24 protein-coding genes and 1 pseudogene are annotated in these 23,804 nt (G+C 39.2%); 24 read left to right on the top strand and 1 reads right to left on the bottom strand.

The genetic code is table 11. The features are described from left to right. Positions 1-14 precede the first annotated feature (14 nt). The 4 genes from rfbA (G5B30_RS16195) (at position 15) to G5B30_RS16180 (ending at position 3,768) form a co-directional block, all read left to right on the top strand. Entirely contained in the window at positions 15-878 is an 864-nt protein-coding gene (gene rfbA, locus G5B30_RS16195) for a glucose-1-phosphate thymidylyltransferase RfbA (RefSeq protein WP_165321054.1), read from the top strand. A gap of 8 nt (positions 879-886) precedes the next feature. Then, positions 887-1,855: an SDR family oxidoreductase gene (locus tag G5B30_RS16190; protein WP_165321053.1), complete on the top strand. Its 969-nt coding sequence runs from the start codon at positions 887-889 to the stop codon at positions 1,853-1,855. Between the two features lie 108 nt (positions 1,856-1,963). Beyond that, positions 1,964-2,323, top strand: coding sequence for a four helix bundle protein (locus G5B30_RS16185; protein ID WP_165321052.1), 360 nt, complete (start codon positions 1,964-1,966; stop codon positions 2,321-2,323). Positions 2,324-2,403: 80 nt separating this feature from the next. Then, positions 2,404-3,768: a nucleotide sugar dehydrogenase gene (locus G5B30_RS16180; RefSeq protein WP_165321051.1), complete on the top strand. Its 1,365-nt coding sequence runs from the start codon at positions 2,404-2,406 to the stop codon at positions 3,766-3,768. Between the two features lie 129 nt (positions 3,769-3,897). Here G5B30_RS16180 and G5B30_RS16175 read toward each other — a convergent pair whose 3' ends face one another. After that, a complete protein-coding gene (locus G5B30_RS16175; RefSeq protein ID WP_165321050.1) occupies positions 3,898-5,346 on the bottom strand; it encodes an ATP-binding protein in 1,449 nt (482 codons plus the stop codon). A 382-nt stretch (positions 5,347-5,728) separates the two neighbouring features. Here G5B30_RS16175 and G5B30_RS16170 point away from each other — a divergent pair, with 382 nt between their 5' ends. From G5B30_RS16170 to G5B30_RS16080, 20 genes and pseudogenes are all read left to right on the top strand, one after another. Further along, positions 5,729-7,042 carry an ATP-binding protein gene (locus tag G5B30_RS16170; protein WP_165321049.1) on the top strand — a complete coding sequence of 438 codons (1,314 nt, stop codon included), beginning with the start codon at positions 5,729-5,731 and terminating at the stop codon, positions 7,040-7,042. A 37-nt stretch (positions 7,043-7,079) separates the two neighbouring features. Continuing rightward, positions 7,080-7,346 (top strand): MarR family winged helix-turn-helix transcriptional regulator, encoded by a 267-nt coding sequence (locus G5B30_RS17310; protein ID WP_206367166.1) that lies wholly within the window; start codon positions 7,080-7,082, stop codon positions 7,344-7,346. 552 nt (positions 7,347-7,898) lie between these two features. After that, positions 7,899-8,681, top strand: coding sequence for a type IV toxin-antitoxin system AbiEi family antitoxin (locus G5B30_RS16165; protein ID WP_165321048.1), 783 nt, complete (start codon positions 7,899-7,901; stop codon positions 8,679-8,681). Beyond that, positions 8,665-8,979 (top strand): nucleotidyl transferase AbiEii/AbiGii toxin family protein, encoded by a 315-nt coding sequence (locus G5B30_RS16160; protein WP_165321047.1) that lies wholly within the window; start codon positions 8,665-8,667, stop codon positions 8,977-8,979. Before G5B30_RS16165 ends, G5B30_RS16160 begins: the two co-directional genes overlap by 17 nt. A 223-nt stretch (positions 8,980-9,202) precedes the next feature. After that, positions 9,203-9,715, top strand: coding sequence for an ArsR family transcriptional regulator (locus G5B30_RS16155; RefSeq protein ID WP_165321046.1), 513 nt, complete (start codon positions 9,203-9,205; stop codon positions 9,713-9,715). 2 nt (positions 9,716-9,717) lie between these two features. After that, complete coding sequence (locus G5B30_RS17305) at positions 9,718-10,014, top strand: hypothetical protein (protein ID WP_206367165.1); 297 nt, start codon at positions 9,718-9,720, stop codon at positions 10,012-10,014. Positions 10,015-10,024: 10 nt separating this feature from the next. Further along, positions 10,025-10,883 (top strand): annotated as a pseudogene (gene rfbA, locus G5B30_RS16145) (glucose-1-phosphate thymidylyltransferase RfbA). A gap of 65 nt (positions 10,884-10,948) precedes the next feature. After that, on the top strand, positions 10,949-11,110 hold the full coding sequence (locus G5B30_RS16140) for a hypothetical protein (protein WP_206367164.1): 162 nt from the start codon (positions 10,949-10,951) through the stop codon (positions 11,108-11,110). 42 nt (positions 11,111-11,152) lie between these two features. Beyond that, on the top strand, positions 11,153-12,016 hold the full coding sequence (locus tag G5B30_RS16135; RefSeq protein ID WP_165321045.1) for an ABC transporter permease: 864 nt from the start codon (positions 11,153-11,155) through the stop codon (positions 12,014-12,016). Between the two features lie 38 nt (positions 12,017-12,054). Continuing rightward, positions 12,055-13,293: a polysaccharide ABC transporter ATP-binding protein gene (locus tag G5B30_RS16130; RefSeq protein ID WP_165321044.1), complete on the top strand. Its 1,239-nt coding sequence runs from the start codon at positions 12,055-12,057 to the stop codon at positions 13,291-13,293. Positions 13,294-13,295: 2 nt separating this feature from the next. Further along, positions 13,296-14,603, top strand: coding sequence for a glycosyltransferase (locus tag G5B30_RS16125; RefSeq protein ID WP_165321043.1), 1,308 nt, complete (start codon positions 13,296-13,298; stop codon positions 14,601-14,603). Then, positions 14,603-16,483: a DCC1-like thiol-disulfide oxidoreductase family protein gene (locus G5B30_RS16120; RefSeq protein ID WP_165321042.1), complete on the top strand. Its 1,881-nt coding sequence runs from the start codon at positions 14,603-14,605 to the stop codon at positions 16,481-16,483. Before G5B30_RS16125 ends, G5B30_RS16120 begins: the two co-directional genes overlap by 1 nt. Positions 16,484-16,485: 2 nt before the next feature. Next, positions 16,486-17,307 carry an NAD-dependent epimerase/dehydratase family protein gene (locus G5B30_RS16115; RefSeq protein WP_165321041.1) on the top strand — a complete coding sequence of 274 codons (822 nt, stop codon included), beginning with the start codon at positions 16,486-16,488 and terminating at the stop codon, positions 17,305-17,307. Continuing rightward, a complete protein-coding gene (locus G5B30_RS16110; RefSeq protein ID WP_165321040.1) occupies positions 17,286-18,266 on the top strand; it encodes an ATP-grasp domain-containing protein in 981 nt (326 codons plus the stop codon). Before G5B30_RS16115 ends, G5B30_RS16110 begins: the two co-directional genes overlap by 22 nt. Before the next feature lie 3 nt (positions 18,267-18,269). Then, entirely contained in the window at positions 18,270-18,905 is a 636-nt protein-coding gene (locus G5B30_RS16105; RefSeq protein WP_165321039.1) for an HAD family hydrolase, read from the top strand. Then, positions 18,902-19,534 carry an acetyltransferase gene (locus G5B30_RS16100; protein WP_165321038.1) on the top strand — a complete coding sequence of 211 codons (633 nt, stop codon included), beginning with the start codon at positions 18,902-18,904 and terminating at the stop codon, positions 19,532-19,534. Before G5B30_RS16105 ends, G5B30_RS16100 begins: the two co-directional genes overlap by 4 nt. 1 nt (position 19,535) lies before the next feature. Next, positions 19,536-20,693, top strand: a complete 1,158-nt coding sequence (gene rffA / locus G5B30_RS16095) for a dTDP-4-amino-4,6-dideoxygalactose transaminase (protein ID WP_165321037.1) — start codon at positions 19,536-19,538, stop codon at positions 20,691-20,693. A gap of 12 nt (positions 20,694-20,705) precedes the next feature. Beyond that, positions 20,706-21,812, top strand: a complete 1,107-nt coding sequence (locus G5B30_RS16090) for a glycoside hydrolase family 99-like domain-containing protein (protein ID WP_165321036.1) — start codon at positions 20,706-20,708, stop codon at positions 21,810-21,812. A 96-nt stretch (positions 21,813-21,908) separates the two neighbouring features. Then, positions 21,909-22,859 carry a glycosyltransferase family 2 protein gene (locus tag G5B30_RS16085; RefSeq protein ID WP_165321035.1) on the top strand — a complete coding sequence of 317 codons (951 nt, stop codon included), beginning with the start codon at positions 21,909-21,911 and terminating at the stop codon, positions 22,857-22,859. 29 nt (positions 22,860-22,888) lie between these two features. Continuing rightward, positions 22,889-23,800, top strand: coding sequence for a polysaccharide pyruvyl transferase family protein (locus G5B30_RS16080; protein WP_165321034.1), 912 nt, complete (start codon positions 22,889-22,891; stop codon positions 23,798-23,800). The last annotated feature ends 4 nt before the right edge of the window (positions 23,801-23,804 follow it).

Genomic DNA, 23,804 nt, shown 5'->3' with positions numbered 1-23,804 from the left:
GTTATTCAAAAAACATGAAAGGAATAATACTCGCCGGCGGCTCCGGCACCCGCTTACATCCCTTGACGCTGGCTGTCAGCAAGCAGCTGATGCCCGTTTACGACAAGCCGATGATCTACTATCCCCTGTCTACACTGATGCTGGCGGGGATCCGGGAGATACTCATCATCTCCACACCACAGGACCTTCCGCATTTTGAGAAGCTATTGGGCGACGGTAGCCGCATAGGCTGCACATTTTCGTACAAAGCACAGCCTTCACCTGACGGACTGGCCCAAGCCTTTATCCTTGGGGAAGAATTTATCGGCGACGATAAAGTTGCCTTGATCCTTGGTGACAATATCTTCTACGGCTCTGGCATGTCCAGGCTGTTGCAGTCCTGCGCCGACGCCGATGGAGGCGTAGTCTTCGCCTATCCTGTACACGACCCCGAGCGCTATGGTGTCGTCGAGTTTGACGAAAACAACAAAGTCGTCTCCATTGAAGAAAAGCCCATCGCTCCCAAATCCAACTATGCGGTGCCGGGTCTATACTTCTACGACAACGACGTTGTCGCGATCGCCAAAAATATAGCGCCTTCGCCGCGCGGTGAGTTGGAGATCACTGACGTCAATAAAGAATACCTCAACAGAGACAAGTTGCAGGTCGGTGTCTTCGATCGTGGAACCGCCTGGCTCGATACCGGGACGTTCAATTCGCTGATGCAGGCCGGGCAGTTTGTGCAAGTCATCGAAGCCCGACAGGGACTAAAGATCGGTGCCATTGAAGAGGTTGCCTACCGTATGGGTTATATAGACAAAGCCCAACTGTTGGCTATTGCCGAACCCCTGTGCAAGAGCGGCTATGGCGAATATTTAAAACGTATCGTAAAAAATTAATACTATACATGAGTAGCATATTAATCACTGGAGGAGCCGGGTTTATAGGTTCCAATCTTGTCGAATATTTTCTGGATAAAGGCCACCAGGTCGTGGTCTTGGACAACTTTGCCACAGGTCATCGCCACAATATCCAGCAACATGCCGACAACCCCAACTTTACCTTGATCGAGGGCGACATACGCCATACCGCCGATTGCGAAAAAGCCGTACAAGGCGCAGACTACGTCCTGCACCAGGCCGCATTAGGTTCCGTACCCCGCTCCATCAAAGACCCACAGACCACCAACGAAGTCAATATTTCCGGTTTTCTGAATATGCTTGTCGCCGCACGCGACGCCGGAGTCAAACGTTTTATTTATGCCGCATCCTCCTCGACCTATGGCGATTCCAAAAGCCTGCCCAAGGTCGAAGATAAGATCGGCAAACCCCTGTCGCCCTATGCTATCACGAAGTATGTGAACGAACTCTATGCCGAGATCTTTTCCAAAACCTACGGCATGGAAACCATTGGCCTACGCTATTTCAACGTATTCGGGCGTCGACAGGATCCGAACGGAGCTTACGCTGCCGTTATCCCCCTTTTTGTCAAGAAACTGATGAACTACGAGAGCCCCGTCATTAATGGTGCCGGCGATTATTCCCGTGACTTCACCTATATCGACAACGTCATTCAGATGAACGAAAAAGCCATGCTGGCAACAAACCCGGAGGCTGTCAATACCGTGTATAACACCGCCGTTGGCGACCGTACCACCCTCAATCAGCTCGTGGACCACTTAAAGGAAATTTTAGCTAACTACGACCCGGCTATTGCTACAGTGGAAGTTATCCACGGCCCTAACCGTCAGGGCGATATTCCACACTCCTTAGCCTCCGTCGACAAAGCCCGGCAATTATTAGGTTACGAACCCACCCATGCGATCAAAGAAGGATTACAGGAAGCCGTACAGTGGTATCGGGAGAATTTAAAATGATAGCTTTTTCGCTATTTGTTTTTCTGGTCTTTCGCAAAAGCACAAAATAGCAAAATCACAAAAAAACAGAAGAACAAAAACACAAAAACACAAAAGAACAACAAACATATGCATGAATTTTACTTCGAAAAACTATCTGTATGGCAAAATGCAAGAATGTTGGTAAAGGATATGTACATGTGTACGGCTGACTTTCCAAATCACGAACAATTTGGAGTAACCTCGCAATTAAGAAGAGCGACTATGAGTATAGCAGCTAATATAGCAGAAGGAATGTCTAGAGCGGGAGATAAAGACAAATTAAGGTTTTTAAATCAAGCCTATTCCTCGGCGATAGAAGTAATAAATTTTTTAATTTTGTCATTTGATTTAGCGTTTCTTACTGAAGCAGATTATATCAAACTAAGAAATCAGGTGGAGTATATAACCAATCAACTGCAAGCGCTTAGTAAAAAGATCAGAGGCTAAAACTTGATCTTTCGCAAACTATAGGAAGCAAAAAAACAGAAGAACAAAAACACAGAAGAACAAAAAGACCAACAAAACATATGAAAAAAATAGCCATTATCGGCCTCGGCTACGTCGGATTACCTTTGGCCCGATTATTTGCCACAAAATATCCCGTTATCGGGTTTGATATCAACCAAAAACGCATCGATGAATTGCGCAGCGGCACCGACTCCACCTTAGAAGTCGAAGACGATATCCTGCAGGCCGTTTTAGTCAGCGAGAACCCCATAACAAAACCACAAAACAACAAAAGCACAAAACCACAATCCACCGGCTTATACTGCTCCAATCAGCTCAGTGACATTGCCGATGCCGATTTTTACATCGTCACCGTACCCACACCTGTCGACAAAAACAACCGCCCCGATCTCACACCTTTATACAAAGCTTCCGAAACCGTAGGCAAAGTGCTGAAGAAAGGTGATATCGTCGTCTATGAATCCACGGTTTACCCCGGCGTCACCGAAGAAGAATGCATCCCCGTATTGGAAAAGATATCCGGGCTGAAGTTCAACGAAGATTTCTACGCCGGCTATTCACCCGAGCGGATCAATCCCGGCGACAAAGAACACACCGTCGAGAAGATATTAAAAGTCACCTCCGGTTCTACACCCGAGATCGGAAGAGCCGTAGACGCCGTGTACAAGTCCGTCATCACCGCCGGTACCCATCTTGCCCCATGCATCAAGGTCGCCGAAGCCGCCAAAGTTATTGAGAACTCCCAGCGGGACATCAACATCGCCTTTGTCAACGAACTGGCCAAGATCTTTAATATTTTGAATATCGACACCCATGCCGTCTTAGAAGCAGCAGGCACCAAATGGAACTTCTTAGGCTTCAAGCCCGGTTTGGTCGGTGGACACTGCATTGGCGTCGACCCTTATTACCTTGCCCAGAAAGCGCAGGAACACGGCTATCACCCCGAGATTATCTTAGCCGGCCGTCGGTTGAACGATTCCATGGGCGGGTATGTCGCCTCTCAGGTCGTCAAATGCATGATTAAGAAAGGAATCAACGTCAATGAAGCCCAGGTCCTGATGCTAGGCATCACGTTCAAAGAGAACTGCCCCGATGTGCGTAACACCAAGATCGTCGACGTCGTACGCGCTTTAGAAGATTATGGCGTAAAGGTATCCATCTACGATCCCTGGGCCAATCCCGCAGAAGTGAAACACGAATATGGATTAGATTGCTGCGCAGATCTTGCTGAAACTAAAGTTGACGGCTCTACAGATGCAGAAGAACAAAAAAACAAGAAAACAAAAATGCAACAATACGATGCCATCGTCCTTGGCGTTGCCCATAAGGAGTTCTTGGATTTGGATCTGGAGGCGTTGAAAAAGGAGAAAGCCATTGTGTATGATGTAAAAGGTATTTTAGCTGATTGTGATTCCCGGTTGTAATTGTAATTGTTTTTTCGCCATTTGTTTTTTCGGTCTTTCGCAGTAGCACGAAAAAGCGGAAACACAAAATCACAGAAAAACAAAAAAAACCAGAAACACAAAAAAACAAAATCACAAAAAAACAGGAAGCTATTGCGTGTTTTTCATTCTTAATGTATTTTCACCAATATTGTAAGCATGCACTGAAGCAGGTACAAACGTGAAGTTGATGTCACGTGTCGTTTTTGTGTCCTGTTTGTCTATCGTCGTCACTAGCGCGTTCCCAAACTGGTTCGCTCTACAAAATTGTATTAAACTAGTTAAGTCCTGAGGCATTTCAAAATAGCGGTTACTCCATTTAACCTCTACACCCCAGACCGGTTTAAACTTTTTATCATCTACCAATACCAAATCCACTTCACCTTCTGATCTTCCCTCTTTCCATCTGGCATAAGTTAAATCCAGATTTTCACGATGCATCCATTGGGATAAAATAGCAGTTTCTACCATATTTCCCATTTCATTATCAGTCGCCTTTACTGGGGAAAATAATGCCGTCCGGAGTGACGGATTGGTCAGATAAACCTTGAAACTCGTCACTCTTTTCAACCGTTTGGCGTTGATATCTACCTTGTTCAATACTTTAATTAAAAAAGCAGCTTCTAAATATTCCAGATACTTCTTTAAGGTTTCTTTCTGTATACCACTTTCTTTTGACATCGCCTCGTACGAAAATTCATTTCCCGTATTATAAGCAATATAGGTAAAAAAGCGATTCAGCTCCTGTACGTCTTTTATGCCATACAAACTGGGCAAGTCGCGCAACAAAACTTTATCGACAATATCATTTTTTACATAGCGCCCCATGTCTTTTTGGATTCTTTCCGACAATACCACCTCGGGATACCCTCCAAAATTGAGATACTGTAAAAATTCATCATTGAATTCATGTATATTCATAGGAAGGTAATACGTAATTTGCTTACCACCATACTGAATACTACTTTTCTGAATGAGGTGATTTTTATCCTTCAGGTGAATAAACTCCTGAAAAGTAAGTGGTGGCAACATAAAATCAGTAAACCTTCCTGCTCCACTCTCTGTACTGTGCCATTTCAGTGCGGCAGCAGCCGAACCCGAGACAACAAATTTTGTGTTAGGATACGAATCGACCAACACCTTAAGGTGACGTTCCCAGTCTTTTAGGTACTGTATTTCATCAAAAAAGACAAAGCAATTTTTAAGACTTTCCACCTTAACCGATGCTTTGCACAAATCGAGGATTTCCTGAAGACCCAAATTTACATAAATCGGATTGTCAATACCTACAAAAAAAATACGTTGCGGATTGATGTTTTCTTGTATCAACTGATCGATGCTGTGATACATCATCACCGTCTTTCCGACACGCCTTGGCCCCATGAGCACGACTGCACGTCGAACTTCTGTCTCTGCCACAAACGGGAAGAACAAATCGAAATACAAACGTTTAGACATCTCTTTGTACAGTTCGGGAATTTCCTGGGTTATCCACCAAGGATTCTCATATTGCAAACGCTCGATAATTTTTTCCGATGGAATAATTCTTGGATTCGCCATTTATATGCTTATTTGAACAAATGTACAAAAATAAATGCATTATATATTGCTTATTTAAACATTATTGTATATATAAGTGTTATGTATGGTTTAAATGTTCTTATTTCAACATGGAGTAATATCTTTTCGCTATTTGTTTTTTTTCGTATTTCGCTTGGGGAATGGGGTTACATTCATAGTTATAGGGTTACTGAGGTTATGAGATTACGATGGTTACAAGGTTACAGACCACGTTTTTTTCAGTAGCACAAAAAAGCAGAAAAGCAAAAAAACAAAACCACAAAAGACCAGAAATACAGAAACACAAAAAACCGTTATCGTAACCTATATTACCGTAACCGGCATTACGATAAATTTGTATCTTTGCATAAACCCATAGCACATGCAAAAGTTCTACAACAGAGAAAAAGAATCAGCCTTATTAAAAGATATTGAGCAAAAAGCGCAGCAATCTGCACAGATGACCTTTGTCGTCGGCCGTCGGCGCATTGGAAAAACTCTTTTACTCACTACTGTTTTTGCGCAGTCTACCACCCTTTATTTTTTTGTGGAAAAGAAAAACGAATCACTTTTATGCGAAGAGTTCACAGTAGAAATCCAGGATAAGCTTGGGGTAAGCATTTACGGGCAATTGCAGACTTTCAAGGCTGTTTTTGGTTATTTGATGGACCTATCGCAGAGCCGGCATTTCACCTTAATCATTGACGAATTTCAGGAGTTTAACACCATAAACCCGTCGGTTTACAGTGAGATGCAAAATGTGTGGGACAAACACAAATCGGATAGTAAGCTCAATCTGATTCTATGCGGTTCGATTTATTCCCTTATGCACAAGATTTTTGAAGACAGCAAAGAACCCCTGTTTGGTCGGGCTACAGCAAAATTACATGTGCGTGCATTTGATATTCCCACGCTGAAAGAAATTCTTACTGATTTTTACCCACCATATTCCAAGGAAGATCTGTTGGCGTTTTACCTATTTACCGGAGGTGTAGCCAAGTATGTCGAACTGTTGGTTTCAGCGAGAGCCTTTACCAAAAAGCAGATTATTGACGCGATTTTTTCGGAGAACTCTTTGTTTCTGACGGAAGGACGCAATGTGTTAATTGATGAATTCGGTAAAGATTACACCACTTATTTTTCGGTCCTGATGCTCATTGCCTCCTCCAAGACATCACGTACCGAGATGGAATCCATTCTTAATATGAATTTGGGCGGATTTTTAGACCGATTAGAAAAAGATTTCGGTCTTATCACCAAAGTACGTCCGATATTAGCAAAGCCTTCCGGCAGAGTCGTCAAGTATCGGATAAACGATAACTTTTTGAGCTTTTGGTTCCGCTTCATCTTCAAGTACAGAGGTGCTGTTGAGATTGGGAATTTCACCTATCTGAAGACCCTGGTTGAACGTGATTATCAGACCTATAGCGGGCTTATTCTCGAGCGTTATTTCCGGGAAAAAATGATTGCCGAAGAAAATCTGTCACAGATCGGCTCCTATTGGGAAAGAGACAATAAAAGCGAAATCGACATTGTGGCGCTCAACGAATATGAAAAGACAGCCATCATCGCTGAGGTAAAGCGCAACGGCGATAAAATCAATTTGGATCAACTCCGACAGAAATCGGTGAATCTGCTGCACCAATTGAATGGCTATCGTGTCGAATATCGTGGGTTGTCACTCGATGATATGTAAGCTTTGAAAAGAGACACTCCAGTATTTGTCGTGATTTATGGACGAAGACGATGCGGGGAATCTAGACTCATTCGTCACGTTCTACAATCAGAAGACCTCTATTTTATCACTGATTGCATCAGGCTGTCACCGGTTATCCGAAATTGCCTCTCGTCTGGAAAAACCAGCGACCAACTTAGCCGCTCCTTTGGACAAATTAATTCAGTTGGGGTATATTAAAAGAGAGATCCCCTTTGGCGAAAATCCCCGCACTAGTAAAAAGAGTCTGTATTTGTTTTTTCGGTTTTTCGCTTGGGTGAGATGATAAAGTTCGCAGAAAAGCAAAAAAGCAAAAACACAAAAAAGCAGAAACACAAAAACACAGAAAAACAAAAGACCTGTTTTTTCGGACTTTATAGGTAGCATAGGACTTTAGGAGCCTGTTAGGGAACAAATATTAAAATTACTGATCAAGGAACTCACCGACGCAGGTTATCTCCTCCGTGAGCAGAATGATCAAAAGATCATCTACCGGGCCAATACAGCGCATACGCTGTTTTCTTCGCTACAAGGACTCATACACCATTTTTTAGGCATAGATAAATTCGTTGATCGTGTATTCGAGCGGGCCGGAGATGTCGAAGAAGTCGCCTTGTTGGGCGATTAAAAGACCAGAGACACTGCAAAAACCAAAACTACCTTGAAAAACTTGTATATATGAGGAGGTTTGTCTTGAAAAAGTCGCGTTCTTGAGTAGAAACCGATCAGACAGCCGTCTGTTTATATTTAATTTTATAGATGTATTTATAATGCATACACATTGATTTTTTTAAACAATACGTATTTTTTTGTTTAAATAAAATAGTATTTTTGTATTATGAGTACAGAAAATTTGTCAAAAATAAACCTCTTGTTACAGTCTCAACCACAAGGTGTTGTTTTTACGAGTTCATGGATGGCAGAGAACGGCTACAGTTTTGAATTACAGAGACAGTACAGGAAGAGTAACTGGTTCGAATCCATCGGTACCGGTGCTATGGTCAGGACAGGTGATCAGGTTACAATCGAAGGGGCGTTGCTTGCTTTACAGCGTCAACTTGAGCTCAATGTACATATCGGAGGGAAGTCTGCACTCGGAATCCATGGAAAAGCCCACTATCTCCATCTGCATCAGCAAAAAATGATTTTATTCGGTCCACTCCGGGAAACTCTTCCAAAATGGTTTGTCAATTACGAAGGCTGGAAAGGCAAATTTACGTTCATACAAACGGATTTCTTACCTACAGGTCTCGGGGTGGTCGATTTCAATTATAACGGTTATATGATCCGCATATCTTCACCTTTGAGATCTATCATGGAGTGTCTCTATCTTGCACCCAAAGAACAGTCTCTTATTGAATGTTATGAAATCCTAGAGGGGCTGAACAATCTGCGTCCTCAACATGTACAGGAATTACTGGAAAGGTGTAGTTCTGTAAAGGTGAAGCGGCTATTCTTATATATGGCTGATAAGGTTAACCATAACTGGTTTAAATACTTGCAGTACGATAAGGTCGACTTAGGTAAAGGCAAAAGGAGTATAGTGCCAAATGGAATATACAATGCGAAATATCAAATAACAGTGCCAAAAGAATTGGAAAGAAATGAAAAAGGAATATAGAGAACAAGTAAGGCTGTTGTTAGACGTATTGCCATTTGTGGGAGAAGAGAGGAAATTGGCACTGCATGGTGGGACAGCCATAAACCTGTTTGTACGGAATATGCCACGGCTGTCGGTAGATATAGACCTCACCTATATTCCAGTAGAAGATAGGGAAACAACACTTGGTAATATAAGAGAAATTTTATTACGATTGAAACGTCGAATGGAGACGAATTTGATTCAATTGTCAATCGAACCTAAACCGGAACTCGGAAAACTATTCATATCCAGCGAGGGTTCATCTTTTGTCTCTTAGGGAGTGAACGGCCGATCTATCGCTTTTTCGCTATTCGGCTTTTCGCAGTAGCACAAAAAAGCAAAAACACAAAAAAACAAAATCACAAAAAAGCAGAAAAACAAAAGACCTGTTTTTTCGGACTTTATAGGTAGCACAGGACTTTAGGAGCCCGTTAGGAACAAATATTTGCAAATTAAAAACCAAACGAGTACTTTTGTTGCTCTCAATGCAATAAAGAACCATGTTGAACGCACTGATCACCTCTAAGACTCGCCTAAAATTACTGATCAAGTTTTTTGTGTCGGCTAGCAATAGCGGGTATCTGCGGGGTATTGCCGGGGAATTCAATGAGTCGACGAATGCCATCCGCAAGGAACTCAACCAGCTCACCGACGCAGGTTATCTCCTCCGTGAGCAGAATGATCAAAAGATCATCTACCGGGCCAATACAGCGCATACGCTGTTCTCTTCGCTACAAGGACTCATACACCATTTTTTAGGCATAGATAAATTCGTTGATCGTGTATTCGAGCGGGCAGGAGATGTCGAAGAAGTCGCATTATTGGGCGATTATGCCAAAGGAATCGATTCAGGACATCTGGAAGTACTCGTCATGGGCGAAAAATTAGATAAGGACTATCTAGAGGAGGTTGCCGAAAAGGCCGCAAAGCTGATTAAAAAGAAAATAACGGTCTATACGTGGAAACCCGATGAGCAGCAAGCCAAAATTGTATTGTTTAAGCGAGAAGAGTAACCATGGAAACCAACCGTATAGAAAATAAAGCAATGATGCGTATTTACCGTGATTTGGAAATGGTAGAACAGTTGGGCTCAGGATTGCCTCGTATATTGCAAGCCTATGGAGAAGAATGTTTTTACTTCTCCGAAAATTACATACGGATGAGCTTTCCGGCGATCTCACTCCATCTAACACAACGGACGGTACAAAGGTACTTAAAGCAGTTACAAGCAAAAGGTATCATAGAACGTATTGGCTCCGGTATTCATCGCATACAGAAAATATGTAAAGGCTATTGGAAAGTAAAGGAGTGACTGAAAATATATGAAAGGAATAATACTCGCCGGTGGATCCGGCACACGCTTACACCCGTTGACGCTGGCCGTCAGCAAACAGCTGATGCCCGTTTACGACAAGCCGATGATCTATTATCCCCTATCCACGCTGATGCTGGCGGGGATCAACGAGATTCTGATCATCTCGACACCACCCGACCAGCCCCATTTCCGGAAGCTGCTGGGCGATGGCAGGCGCATCGGATGCCGCTTCGAATATGCCGAGCAGGCAGCGCCCAATGGGCTGGCACAAGCCTTCGTCATTGGCGAAGAGTTTATCGGATCAGACAAGGTAGCTTTAGTGCTGGGAGATAACATCTTCTACGGTAGCGGTATGTCGAAGCTTCTGCAGGAAGCCACACGGCAGTCCGGTGGTGTCGTCTTTGCCTACCCCGTACAAGACCCCGAGCGCTATGGTGTCGTCGAGTTTGATGGCAACAAGACAGTCGTCTCTATTGAAGAGAAGCCCGCACAGCCAAAATCCAACTATGCCGTGCCGGGACTTTATTTCTACGACAATGATGTGGTCCAGATTGCGAAGAACATACAACCCTCAGCACGGGGTGAATATGAGATTACCGACGTCAACAAAGAATACCTCAAGCAAGGCAGGCTCAAGGTAGGCGTCTTCGACCGGGGTACCGCCGGCTGGATACGGGAACGTTCAGCTCGCTGATGCAGGCAGGGCAGTTTGTGCAGGTCATCGAGCAGCGGCAGGGGTTGAAGATTGGTGCTATTGAGGAAGTACGTATCGTATGGGATATATCGACAGGGAGCAGTTGTTAGAGATTGCTGAACCCTTGTGTAAGAGCGGTTATGGAGAGTATTTGAAGAGGGTAGTTAAATAAATATTTGAAATTTAACAATATAATCATAGAAAAGGCGTAATATTATATCGCCATTATTAGCAACTATGAAAAGGATAAATAGAATATGCTGTATAGGCGCTGGTTACGTAGGAGGACCTACCATGTCTGTTATTGTCCAAAGAAATCCGCATATTCAGGTAACGGTAGTTGATCTCAATCAAGAGCGTATGGCTGCGTGGAAGTATGCCGATATCGTCTCTTTTTAAGTACCGTCGAATATATAATAGTAATTTCACAAATATAGTAAAATGAGTTATACAGAGGAGGAGATTGCAAAAGCGAGCTGGTCTCAAGAGATTAAACCAACATCGAGTCTATTGGATTTAAATCTCAAAGAAGTGTGGAGGTATAGGGATTTGGTTCTTTTATTAGTCAAAAGGGACTTTGTTACCTATTTTAAACAAACGATATTAGGCCCTGTTTGGTTTTTTGTAAATCCTATATTTACCACTATTATATTTACGTTTGTCTTTGGCAATATAGCAAAGATATCTACTGATGATGCGCCACAAGCAGCATTTTATCTTTCGGGGATTATCCTTTGGAATTATTTTTCTACAAGCTTGACGGCTACAGCTAATGTCTTTACTACCAATGCGAATATATTTGGTAAGGTCTATTTCCCGAGATTGATCATGCCACTTGCTATTGTTGTTTCCAATCTTATGCAATTTAGTGTGCAATTCTTATTGTTTATATCTGTGGTGCTTTATTATACCTTCATGGGGAATATACAGCCTAATCTATGGATATTGATGACACCGGTTTTGATCGTGTTGATGGTGGCTTTTGCTTTGGGAGCAGGCATGATATTATCTAGCCTAACCACAAAGTATAAGGACGTTTCCATGTTGCTAGGTCTTGGTGTACAGTTGTTTATGTATGCTACGCCAGTGATATACCCTATGTCGGCTATACCAGAAAAGCTTAAAGCTATTGTCGCACTCAATCCTCTTTCTGGGATTTTTGAGTGTTTTAAATATGCTTATTTAGGGGTTGGAGACTTTAATGCAGATATGTTGATCTATTCTGCATCATTTATTAGTGTATTATTAGTTATGGGTGCCATTTTCTTTAATAAAGCACAAAGAGGCTTTATGGACACAATTTAATTGTAATCTCAAAAAGATTTAATCACGTAACAGTAGATATGAATGATATAATATTAAAAGCAGAAAATGTATCAAAGCAGTACAGATTAGGAAAGGTTGGGACAGGTACATTGAGTCATGACCTTAATCGTTTATGGCACAGAATGCGTGGAAAGGAAGACCCATATTTAAAAATAGGAGAGGTAAACGACCGTGCTCAAAAAGGCTCCTCGGATTATGTGTGGGCGTTAAAAGATGTTAATTTTGAAATTCAACAGGGTGATGCTGTGGGGATTATAGGTAGGAACGGCGCGGGTAAATCTACTTTGTTGAAATTGCTGTCTCGTGTCACTAAACCCACAACAGGAAGCATTCGGTATAAAGGTAGAATTGCTTCTTTATTGGAGGTTGGCACAGGTTTTCACCCGGAGATGACGGGAAGAGAAAATATCTATTTGAATGGAGCTATTTTAGGAATGACCCGTAAAGAAATTAACCGAAAATTTGATGAAATCGTAGATTTTTCTGGCGTTGAACGCTATATTGATACGCCAGTCAAGCGTTATTCATCGGGTATGTATGTTAGGTTGGCGTTTGCGGTGGCAGCTCATCTAGAATCGGAGATATTAATCGTGGATGAGGTGCTGGCAGTAGGTGACGCAGAGTTTCAGAAAAAGTGTCTGGGCAAAATGGGGGATGTCTCCAAAGGTGAAGGAAGGACGGTATTGTTTGTGAGCCATAACATGGCGGCGGTGAAGACTCTGTGTAATCAAGGTGTCCTAATGCGGAATGGAACTATTGCGAGCCAAGGAAATATTCAAAAAGTATTGGATCGTTATGTTTCATCTGATTCAAAATCTATAAATGTGTTCACCTATATAGAAGACAAGGCAAAAGAGGTACAAATAATTGGTGTACGAATGGTCAGCAAAGATGGGGTTGTTAATAAAGAATTTGCACATGATGAGCAAATAAAATTTGAGATCAAAATTTTGTGCCGGAAATACCAAAATCAGATGAGGGTTAATGTGGCCATTTTAGATTGTTACGATAATGTATTGTTTATTAATAGATTTAATTTAAAAGAAGGTTTAAATGAATTTATAGCAACGTTAAATGGAAGTGTATTAATTGCTGGTGTTTATAAATTGTCTGTAGCAGTAGATGTGCCAAATATAGGATTATTTGATTTTATTGATGGTGGGGTAAGGTTTGAAATTGTAGACACAGGAGATCAGATTAGAATAAATGGTGATACGAATAACGGTATTATTGTCTCTCCTTTAATTTGGCAGTAATTATGTCTGAATATAAGAAAAAGAATGTATTAATTCTTTCGACTAATGATACAAATGGTGCAGGAGATGCTATGGTTAAGATTTCAGAAATTTTAACCTCCATGTCTTACAATGTTTGTATGGTAGTTAAACATAAAACATCAACACATGATTTTGTAAAGCCTTATAAAAATACGCGCATCTTAGAAGTTTTGCTCTCCAGATTTATTAATAGAATTAAAGATAAAGTACCTTTATTGCGGGTAAAATCTGTATTAAAAACAGATCACAAATATCTTTTTCTTAGTAGTGATGAGTCAAGAAAGAATATTGATGTTAACAACTTTTTTAATGACATAGAGTTTGTTCCAGATTTTATTTTTGTTGGGTTAATTTTTGGGTTTTTAAACACTACAGATGTTAAAAATATAGCGTTAAAATCATGCGCCAAGGTTTTTAACATAACTGTAGATATGAATCATTTTACTGGAGGATGTCATTATGCTTGGGATTGTCGTGGATATGAAGATACCTGTGAAAATTGTCCTGCAATAATCGATCGTAGATTAAAGTATATTGCTTCTAGAAATTTAAAGATTAAGCAGCATAATGCTAAATTGGCCGATTTTAATATTGTTGCTGGATCTGGACTGACTTTGTTACAGGCAAAAAAATCTCAGATATATAAACATCAACTAACTATTGAGAATTTAAATTCGGTTATTGATACCGATATTATGAATGATAGGACAAGAGAAGAGGCTAGAAAAATATTCAAATTTGATGAAAATAAATTCTATATATTATGTGGAGCATATTATGTTAACGATGAAAGAAAGGGTTTTAAATACCTATATGAAGCATTGAATAAATTACATCATTTATTAGATGAGCATAACAAAGAAAGAGTGGTTTTATTGGTAGTCTCTAAATTTAAGGATGAAAGTGTTTTCAGTGACTTGAAATTTGAAAGAGCATTTATTCCTTTTATTAAAGACTATAGATTATTGTCTTTATTATACCAAGCTTCAAACTTGTTTGTAAATACTTCTATTGAAGATTCTGGTCCTATGATGGTGTCGGAAGCCCTAGCGTGTGGCACACCCGTAGTGGGCTTTGATACAGGTATACTAGTCAATATGGTCGTAAATGCTAAAAATGGTTTTAAGGTTCCTGTTAAAGATACTAGCGCTTTAGCTGAAAGTATATACAAAATTATTCAGTTGCGTAAAGAAGAGTATAAAGAATATTCAAATTATGCAGTTCAGATGGTCGAAAAGTATTCATCGTTTGAATATGCAAAGAAAATATTTAATAAAATTCTAGCTTAATGAATGTTGTAAGAAAATTGTACGGTAAGCAAATTTCAGGTTTAGGGCTATCGATCTTTCGAATTGTTTATTCGCTCGTTTTACTCGCTGAAATCTGTCAGTTTTATTATTTCAGACATTTGATTTTTGACAAAATACCTTATTTGGATAAAGCTGAAATTAACTTTGGAATTCCAATTGTAATTTGGGGAATTTCCGTGTTTTTTATCCTGATCGGGGCATTTACTCGTTTTGCTACTATTATCAATTACTTACTCTCGCTTATCCTGATTGGTAGTATCAATACCTTCGAATATCATATGTTTTATGCCTATATGGGGATTAACTTTTTATTGATATTTCTTCCTGTTTCCCGTAATCTGTCTTTGGATAGACTATTTGTAAAATTTAAGTATTCTAACACACGTTATGCTTATAATCCTCCAACCGAGGTGAGTGTCCTGTCGTATTATGTACCCGTTCTTTTGGGGATTGCTTTTGTGTATTTCGATTCTGTTTTTTTTAAGCTTTCATCTAGCTTTTGGAGAGAGGGCTTAGGTTTATGGCTACCAAGCTCGGTTCCACAAACAGCATTTATTTCGCTAAATTGGCTGATGAATCAAAAATATTTGGTTCTTGGTTTAGGGTATATAGCATTATTGTTCGAAGCTGCGTTCCTATTTATTTTCTTTAGAAAAAAATGGCGAGTTCTTTCGTTAGTTATAGGAATAGGGCTGCATTTAGGGATTTTGATTTGCTACCCAATTCCTTGGTTTGCATTGGGCATGTGCAGCATATACCTTTTAATGGCTCCTGTAAGCTGGTGGGAAAAGTTGTTTAGGCGAAATCAACAACCTTCACCGAAAATTACTTTTTATTACGATGGAGAATGTCCCTTGTGTAATCGTACCAAAATTTTGATTCAACATTTTGATATATGGAAAAAAGTAGAGTTCAAAACTGTTCAGTCGTATGCTGAACAAAATCCTTTGCTGGAAAGCATCTCTTATGAAACTTTATTGGATAACATTTACTCGATTAAAAAGGGTAAGATTTATAAGGGGTTGGATACGTATATTCAGGTTCTAGCCAGCATGGGGTATACAAAACCCCTAAGTTGGTTACTTCGTGTTCCCGGGATTTATCACGTTGGTAAAATGGTGTATCGATTTGTTGCAGATAATAGAACGACAGAGCGTTGTACCGAGGAAAATTGTGGTTATACGCCTCCTGTTCTCCCACCTAAAGAAGACGAACTCAAATTATTGAAGAATTTTAGGCTAAAAGATTTAAAAATTGGCTTGATTACATATGGTGTAGGTACTATGATCGTATTACAAATCATCGTTTCTTACAATTCGCCGTTGAACAAAGTTATCCGTGACAAAATAGGACTCGGTCGAACTTCTTTTAACCATTTGTTGGAAGGAGTGTCTTACAAAATAAATAAAATTACTAAAGTCTCCTTAGGAATAACAGGTCACGATGTATTCATGGATTATCACTTTAGCGAATATAATCATCTAATTTCGGTCGTTTATTTAGATAGAGATTCAAATAAACAAATTTGGCTACCTATAATGGATAGAGATGGTACTCCCGGCAATTACTTATCGGGTCCTATTTGGGCTAAATGGTCTTTCCGCGTCGATCACAATAAAATCAACCAAGCGAATTTAGAAAAGGGAATCCGTGACTTTACTGCTTTTTGGGCAGCGAAAAATGGAGTAGATTTAAGCGATGCAGAATTTATTGTCAAACTAAAAAAGGTAGAAACCCCACATAGCTGGGAAAAAGACTTCCTCAAAAGACAAATGGAACAACCTTGGCAAGATATAGGTTTGGCCGTTTGGAAAGATAAGCAATACAGAATAGAAATACCGGAAGTCGAAAAATTATAGCCATGAAGATACTTGTTGTAGGCACGAACAGTATATTGTCGCGAGCTATCTTACGGCAGCATCCTTCTGATGAAGTAGATGGTTTGTATCATTCGATTCCATCAGTATGGTTTGTGAACCAATTTTCGCTATCGGCCTTGGAAAAACTCGAAGACGTTTATGATGTTGTATATATTGTCAGCGCATGGATTAGTGATGATTTATCAGATTCGCAGAAGTTGTTTAACGTGAATATAGAATTGGTCCGAAGACTATGTAATCAGTTTTCTAATGCTAAAATAGTTTATTTTTCAACAGTAGCGGTCTATGATGGGTTAAGCGACACAACCATTGATGAAACGACTCCAGTATCGCCGTCATCCATATATGGGATAAGTAAGCTGTGGGCCGAAAAAGTTGTTTCGGAACACAAGAAGTTCATCATTGTACGAGTTTCATCTATGTATGGGATCGGAATGAAAAATGAGACTTTCTTGCCAAGAATAATTGATGATGCTTTGTCCGATAAAAAAATCAGGCTGGTTGGTAACGGAGCGAGAAAACAAAATTATATTTGTGTGAATGATATAGCGGTCTTGGCGAAGAAATTGGCACTATTGGATGAAAATAAAATACAGCTAGCCATTGCTGAAGAGAATTACAGCAATGCCCAGGTAGCTGAGATGATTCAAAAGGAAACAGGGTGTGAGATAATTTATGAAGGAGTTGATAGTGCTCGTTCTGTTGAATATAAACAAGATACATTTCCGTATTCAGAATATAATTTGACCCACTTAGAGCAGGGAATTAAAGAATTAATAGCATGGAAAAAAAGACAGTTTTAGTTACGGGAATAGGAGGTAATGTCGGACAGGGAATTATGCGGAATATACTTAAAACGGGATTCCCTATTCGTATAGTAGGGTGCAATGTAACTAATTTTTCAGCGGGCAATCATCTTTGCGATGCTTTTTATAAAGTACCGTATGCGATGGAAGAAAGTTATATCGAACAGATCAATAAGATTGTCCTAGCAGAGGCTGTTGACCTGATTATACCATCTACAGATTACGAAGTTTATTATCTGGCTTTAAATAGAGCAAAGCTCAAAGGCGAGGTTGTAGTAAGTGAATTGGAAACGGCTCAGACGTATCTCGACAAATATATTTCTTATATGTTCCATAAAGAGCATAGCCTTCCATTTGCAGAAGCCTATCTGCCTAAGAATTATCCGACGGGAAAATTTGATGACACCATTGTGAAGCCGAGAGAAGGAAGAGGTTCTCGCGGAATACATATCAATCCGGCAGATATAACCGGGTTCGATGATAGTTATATGGTACAAAAGCTAATCAAGGGGAAGGAAATTACGACAGCTTTTTATGTCAATAAGAGCAATGAATTGCATGGTTTTATTACCCTCGAACGCAAATTGGATAATGGAGCTACGAACGAGTGTTTCGTGAACCGTGATTATGATAAGAAATTAAAACAAATTCTGATAAAGATGATCGCGGTCAATCGGTTCAAGGGAAGTGCCAATCTGCAATCGATTGTCGATGATGAGGGAAATATTGTTCCTTTTGAAATAAACTGTAGGATTTCAGGAACCAATTCCATTCGCTCCAATTTTGGTTTTGAAGATGTAAGATATACATTAGAAGAATATTTATACAATTTAGAGCCTACTAATGTGCAGGTGACTGAAGGAAGCGCGGTGCGAATTTTGATGGATGTCATTTATCCAAAGCAACGAGATCTTTCCAAACTAAAAGATAATTCCTTTGAACATTTTATTTTTTAGTATATGAGAATACTATTGTTTGATGCCGCTAATACTTTGATTCATAAGCCAACGCTTTGGGATAGGATACAGGAGGTTTTGACTGCTCATGATTATGAGGTGGACAGACAAGAACTGAAGAAGCGTCATAAGCTCCTTTCGGAGGTGATTAACTTTCCGGACAGGACTTCTAAAGATTTCTATCGTGATTTTAATACGGAACTTTTGCTGAGCTTAGGTATTCTTCCTACAGAAGAATTACTGGAGGATCTGTTTAGCAACTGTACATATCAGCCTTGGCAAGCCTTTGATGACTGCCAATATCTATTTGAATTGAATATCCGTAAAGCTATTCTTTCCAATTTTAATTCCTCCTTATCTGATCTGATTGGGGCATTGATCGGGCAGGATGTATTTGACGAGATTATTATTTCAGAAACAGAAAAAGTAAGAAAGCCTAGTTTGGAGTTTTATCAGATAGCCATTGATCGGTTAGATGTTGATCCCAGTGAGGTTTTGTACATAGGCGATTCTTTGAAGCTGGATTTTATTCCGGCGAAGACTTTGGGTATGAATACCTTGTTAATTGATCGTGACGGAATATACCGTTATCCCGCGCATAAGATTTCCAGTTTTAAAGAATTAAAAAACCATATATGAAGCGTATCGCTATCGTCGGATCAGGACACTTAGGGCAGCAGATCGCGTATCATATCTATCAGGATACGCAGGACAAAGTAGTGGCTTTCTTTGACGACTTTCAGGTTAAGGGAACTATGATGCATGGGATTCCTGTAATCGGAGGAAATGATACCGTTACAGCGGAATATGCTAAGCATACATTTGATGCTGTTTTGATTGCTGTAGGGTATAATCATATGGCATTTCGCAAACAGATATTTGAAAATCTGAGTGATAACGTTCCTTTCTATACATTTATACATTCTTCTGTTTATATGGATAAGTCTGTCAAGATAGGAAAAGGTAGTGTTATTTATCCCGGTTGTCTGATCGATCAATATGTAGAGATAGGAGACAATGTGCTCATGAATGTTTCTGGGACTGTTGCTCATGATTCAAAAATCGGAAACCATTGCTTTTTGTCACCATCCGTGGCGATAGCAGGATTTGTCAACATGGATGAACAATGTGTGGTCGGGATAAATGCAACGATTATAGATAATATATCCGTAGCCGCCCAAACACAGATTGGCGGCGGAACGGTAGTGATTAAAAGTATAGAACAGCCCGGACTCTATGTAGGGAATCCGGCAAGATTTATAAGATAATATGATACCATTCAATAAACCATTTATCATCGGGAAAGAGCTGAAATATATAGAAGAAGCTGTCAAAAGTGGAAAAATTTCAGGTGATGGCATCTTTACGAAAAAATGTCAGGAATTTTTTCAGAACAGGTATAGTTTTTCAAAAGTTTTATTGACAACTTCTTGTACCGATGCATTGGAAATGGCGGCTATTCTTTGTGATATTAAAGAAGGTGATGAAGTGATAGTTCCAAGCTATACTTTTGTTTCTTCTGCCAATGCTTTTGCACTAAGGGGGGCGAAGTTGGTTTTTGCTGACTCTTGTTCGGACAATCCCAATGTAGATCCTGAAGAGATTGATCGATTGATTACGGATAAAACCAAAGTGATTGTTCCTGTTCATTATGCTGGAGTAGCTTGCGATATGGAAGCTATTATGTCTCTTGCAGAGAAGTATAATCTATTTGTGGTCGAGGATGCGGCGCAGGCTATTGATAGTTATTATACGTTTTCGGACGGCACAAAAAAAGCATTGGGATCCATTGGGCATTTTGGAAGCTTTTCCTTTCACGAAACCAAAAATATCATTGCAGGTGAAGGGGGGATGTTGGTAATTAATGATGAACGATTTTTTGAACGAGCGGAAATCATCCGTGAAAAAGGAACCAATAGGAGTGCATTTTTCCGTGGTGAAGTAAATAAATACGGTTGGGTCGATATTGGCTCATCTTTTTTGCCATCAGAGATTATATCGGCTTTTTTGTATGGACAGTTGGAGCATTTGGAAGAGATACAGGCTAGAAGAATAGCGATTTGGGATCGTTATTACGATGGATTAAAGTATTTGGCTGAGGAAGGCTTTTTACAATTGCCCCTCATTCCTGACTATGCAAGTAACAATGCACATATGTTTTATATGGTATGTAGAAGCTACGAGGAGCGTACAGCATTGATCCAGTTTATGAAAGAACAGGATATACACCCAGTGTTTCATTATTTGAGCTTAAATAAAAGTGACTATTTTTTGAAAGATAATATGGAGGTGGATATTATTAACTCTGATTATTTTACGGATTGTTTGTTAAGATTGCCGTTTTATTATGATCTGAATGAAGAACAAATCGATAAAATAGTTAATGAAATTAAGGAGTTTTATAAAATAGAATCAAATTTCAGTTAAAATAATTTAGTTATGTCAGATATAAAGCCTTTAGCATTTTATTTGCCACAGTATCATCCTATACCTCAAAATGACGAATGGTGGGGCAAAGGATTCACAGAGTGGACGAATGTCGGAAAAGCCAAGCCTTTGTTTAAGGGGCATAAACAGCCTAAAGTACCGGCCGATTTAGGTTATTATGATTTGCGTGTTCCTGAGGTTAGGGAGCAACAGGCAAATATGGCGAAAGAATATGGTGTCTACGGATTCATATACTATCACTACTGGTTTGGTAATGGGAAGCAAGTTTTGGAGCGTATTGCTAATGAGGTATTGGCCACCGGTAAACCTGATTTCCCATTTTGTTTTTGTTGGGCAAACGAAACTTGGTCTGGTATTTGGCATGGTTTGACCAATAGAATATTAGTCGAGCAAACTTATCCAATGGATGAGGATATTGTTAATCATTTTAATTATCTATTATCATTTTTCAAAGACGATCGATATATTAAAGTGGACGGGAAGCCGTTGCTAATGATTTACGATATAGAAAAAATAGCTGCTCAAGCACCTACTTATATAGCTGAGCTAAATAAATTGGCAATCGCTAATGGCTTAAAAGGAATTTACTTCTGTGCTAGTAATAAGAATCCAGATAATTTAGATTTTAAACAGATGGGGGTTGACGCAAAAGTATCCAATGCATTTCAAAAAGCGTGGACATCCCGCCTTTTAACAAATACTCGTGGCTCGTTTTATACTAAGGTTATTAGAAGAATAAAATATGAATTGGCAAAAATAGCTAGAGACTCCGAGGTTTGTGTCAATGATGCAAGCATAATCGTTAAGGAAATGGAATTTATAAAAACCAATGTGCCGACATTTCCATGTATAATCGCTAATTGGGATAATACGCCTAGGAGCGGCTATAGAGGTCTAATATTGAAAAATACGACACCAAAGCTGTTTTTAGAACAATTAAAAAAATCTGAGGAATTTTTAATTCAACATGCTATTGAACCTTCTTTCGTTATATTAAAGTCGTGGAATGAATGGGCCGAAGGAAATATGTTGGAGCCTGATATGGAAAATGGTTATTCATATTTAAACGTTTTAAAAGCATTTATAAATCGAAATTAATTTCAAATGTTGTATAAAATAAGGACTGAGCATTGACTGTCATGTTAGAAAAAAAAGTTTAAAGACATTTGCGATGATTCATTATGATGCTAATTTATGATACTCAGTATAATAATCCCTGTATATAACGCGGAAGCATATTTAGATGCATGTATTCAATCCATAATTAACCAAACTTTTGTTGATTTTGAATTAGTTTTGGTTGACGACGGTTCTACAGATCTTAGCGGAATGATCTGTGATAAATATGCCACTAAAGATTTACGTATAAAAGTCTTTCATAAAAAAAATGGAGGTGTCAGTTCTGCGAGGAATTTCGGAATTGAGCAGGCATCCGGTAATTGGATTACGTTTGTAGACAGTGATGATCGGGTAGGCGAGAATTATTTGAATGTTTTGGAAAAGAATTGGGGTCAAGCGGATTGTATTTTTGTAGGTATTGATCAAATAGCTTATAATGGGCAGATAAAAGAGATCCGCTTTGAAGAAGCTCCTATATCAACCTTGATGTTTTTTGAAAAATATACCCTTTTTCCTCATTTTTCTGGTCCGTATGGGAAGTTTTATAATTCAGAGATTATTAAAAAGAGAAATGTTAGATTCGATGAACGGCTCCACAACGGAGAAGATGGCTTGTTTAATTTTCAGTATTTGTTTAAAACGAAGCTGATTGCATTTCATAACGAATCCGTCTATTATTACCAGAAGAGAGAAGATAGTTTAAGTAGAAGAGAATTACATATAGAGGATACGTCCTTACTTTTCCATTCGCTTTTAAATGTAATGGAGGCACATCACCTCGACGAAAAAATAATCTCAAGAAACCTAGGGTACGTTGTTTCACTTTATTTCTTTTCAATCCTAAACTCTAGGCTCAAGTTTAAACAGAAAAAGAACATATTGATAAAATTGAGTGGTAGGTTCAAAGACAGAATCATCCAATATTTGCAAGGAACGAAGTATACGCGATTTCTTGGTTTTTTGGTAGATAAGAATCAATATAGTTTGATAGTATTGATTTCCTCGTTACGGAGTAAATTTAAATAATTCATGGGTTACATATAATATCGTCTGAGATGCATCCACATATTAAATATTTGGCAGAAATGCCTAAAACGCTTTTGAAGTATATTTTCAATCAAAGTAAATTTGTTTTTGTTGATGGTTTTCCTCATACCAAGAATTTTGGAGATGCACTAGGAACCCCTATTGTCGAGTTTCTCTCCGGGAAAAAGGTGCTGCCGTCAAAAAATATTTCTAGGTTTGTTTTTCATTCGTTGGGATTTAAGAATTATGCAGTAGTAGGAAGTATTTTGCAATGGGTCAAAAACAATTGTATAGTTTGGGGTGCCGGCTTTATTTCCGATAAAAATTGTGGGAAAATTTCAAAGCCTGCTTCTGTTTTGGCTGTTCGGGGACCAAAGTCCAGAGAAATATATCTCAACCATAATATTCAGTGTCCGGAGATCTACGGTGATCCCGCGTTGTTACTACCACTTATGTATTATCCAAGACATTCCAAAAGATTTAAGTTTGGAATAATTCCACATTATTATGATTACGATCATCCTTGGGTTAGTAAGATGAGGAAAAGAAATGATGTTTTGGTTATAGATCTTATGGTTTTTACCAATTATCAATTGATTGTTGATCAAATTCTGTCTTGTGAAAATATACTCTCGACATCTTTGCATGGTATTATCGTGGCAGATGCATATCGAATTCCTAATTTGCATATTACGTTGTCAGATAAGATTTTTGGGGGCGATTTTAAATTTCAGGACTATTATTTATCCGTCAATAGGAAACAACATATTGCTGTCTCTCCAATATTATTGGATATTGATACTATTGAAATTGAAAAGGAAGATATAAAAATTGATTTGAGAAAGCTGATAGCAATATGTCCGTTTGTGACAAGTGAGAAGAGAGAAGTATTAATAAAAATGATAGAGGATGAAAATAAATTTTTCCATTTGAAAGGGTAATAAA

The organism is Sphingobacterium sp. SGG-5 (genome assembly GCF_011043525.1).
Classification (GTDB): domain Bacteria; phylum Bacteroidota; class Bacteroidia; order Sphingobacteriales; family Sphingobacteriaceae; genus Sphingobacterium.
The sequence above is the reverse complement of the archived record's forward strand: the minus strand, read 5'-3'. Positions and strand labels throughout refer to the sequence as shown.

Bases quoted from the DNA above. Each gene is read 5' to 3' on its own strand.
- rfbA (WP_165321054.1), top strand. From the start codon at position 15: ATGAAAGGAATAATACTCGCCGGCGGCTCCGGCACCCGCTTACATCCC.
- G5B30_RS16190 (WP_165321053.1), top strand. From the start codon at position 887: ATGAGTAGCATATTAATCACTGGAGGAGCCGGGTTTATAGGTTCCAAT.
- G5B30_RS16185 (WP_165321052.1), top strand. From the start codon at position 1,964: ATGCATGAATTTTACTTCGAAAAACTATCTGTATGGCAAAATGCAAGA.
- G5B30_RS16180 (WP_165321051.1), top strand. From the start codon at position 2,404: ATGAAAAAAATAGCCATTATCGGCCTCGGCTACGTCGGATTACCTTTG.
- G5B30_RS16175 (WP_165321050.1), bottom strand. From the start codon at position 5,346: ATGGCGAATCCAAGAATTATTCCATCGGAAAAAATTATCGAGCGTTTG.
- G5B30_RS16170 (WP_165321049.1), top strand. From the start codon at position 5,729: ATGCAAAAGTTCTACAACAGAGAAAAAGAATCAGCCTTATTAAAAGAT.
- G5B30_RS17310 (WP_206367166.1), top strand. From the start codon at position 7,080: ATGGACGAAGACGATGCGGGGAATCTAGACTCATTCGTCACGTTCTAC.
- G5B30_RS16165 (WP_165321048.1), top strand. From the start codon at position 7,899: ATGAGTACAGAAAATTTGTCAAAAATAAACCTCTTGTTACAGTCTCAA.
- G5B30_RS16160 (WP_165321047.1), top strand. From the start codon at position 8,665: ATGAAAAAGGAATATAGAGAACAAGTAAGGCTGTTGTTAGACGTATTG.
- G5B30_RS16155 (WP_165321046.1), top strand. From the start codon at position 9,203: ATGTTGAACGCACTGATCACCTCTAAGACTCGCCTAAAATTACTGATC.
- G5B30_RS17305 (WP_206367165.1), top strand. From the start codon at position 9,718: ATGGAAACCAACCGTATAGAAAATAAAGCAATGATGCGTATTTACCGT.
- G5B30_RS16140 (WP_206367164.1), top strand. From the start codon at position 10,949: ATGAAAAGGATAAATAGAATATGCTGTATAGGCGCTGGTTACGTAGGA.
- G5B30_RS16135 (WP_165321045.1), top strand. From the start codon at position 11,153: ATGAGTTATACAGAGGAGGAGATTGCAAAAGCGAGCTGGTCTCAAGAG.
- G5B30_RS16130 (WP_165321044.1), top strand. From the start codon at position 12,055: ATGAATGATATAATATTAAAAGCAGAAAATGTATCAAAGCAGTACAGA.
- G5B30_RS16125 (WP_165321043.1), top strand. From the start codon at position 13,296: ATGTCTGAATATAAGAAAAAGAATGTATTAATTCTTTCGACTAATGAT.
- G5B30_RS16120 (WP_165321042.1), top strand. From the start codon at position 14,603: ATGAATGTTGTAAGAAAATTGTACGGTAAGCAAATTTCAGGTTTAGGG.
- G5B30_RS16115 (WP_165321041.1), top strand. From the start codon at position 16,486: ATGAAGATACTTGTTGTAGGCACGAACAGTATATTGTCGCGAGCTATC.
- G5B30_RS16110 (WP_165321040.1), top strand. From the start codon at position 17,286: ATGGAAAAAAAGACAGTTTTAGTTACGGGAATAGGAGGTAATGTCGGA.
- G5B30_RS16105 (WP_165321039.1), top strand. From the start codon at position 18,270: ATGAGAATACTATTGTTTGATGCCGCTAATACTTTGATTCATAAGCCA.
- G5B30_RS16100 (WP_165321038.1), top strand. From the start codon at position 18,902: ATGAAGCGTATCGCTATCGTCGGATCAGGACACTTAGGGCAGCAGATC.
- rffA (WP_165321037.1), top strand. From the start codon at position 19,536: ATGATACCATTCAATAAACCATTTATCATCGGGAAAGAGCTGAAATAT.
- G5B30_RS16090 (WP_165321036.1), top strand. From the start codon at position 20,706: ATGTCAGATATAAAGCCTTTAGCATTTTATTTGCCACAGTATCATCCT.
- G5B30_RS16085 (WP_165321035.1), top strand. From the start codon at position 21,909: ATGATACTCAGTATAATAATCCCTGTATATAACGCGGAAGCATATTTA.
- G5B30_RS16080 (WP_165321034.1), top strand. From the start codon at position 22,889: ATGCATCCACATATTAAATATTTGGCAGAAATGCCTAAAACGCTTTTG.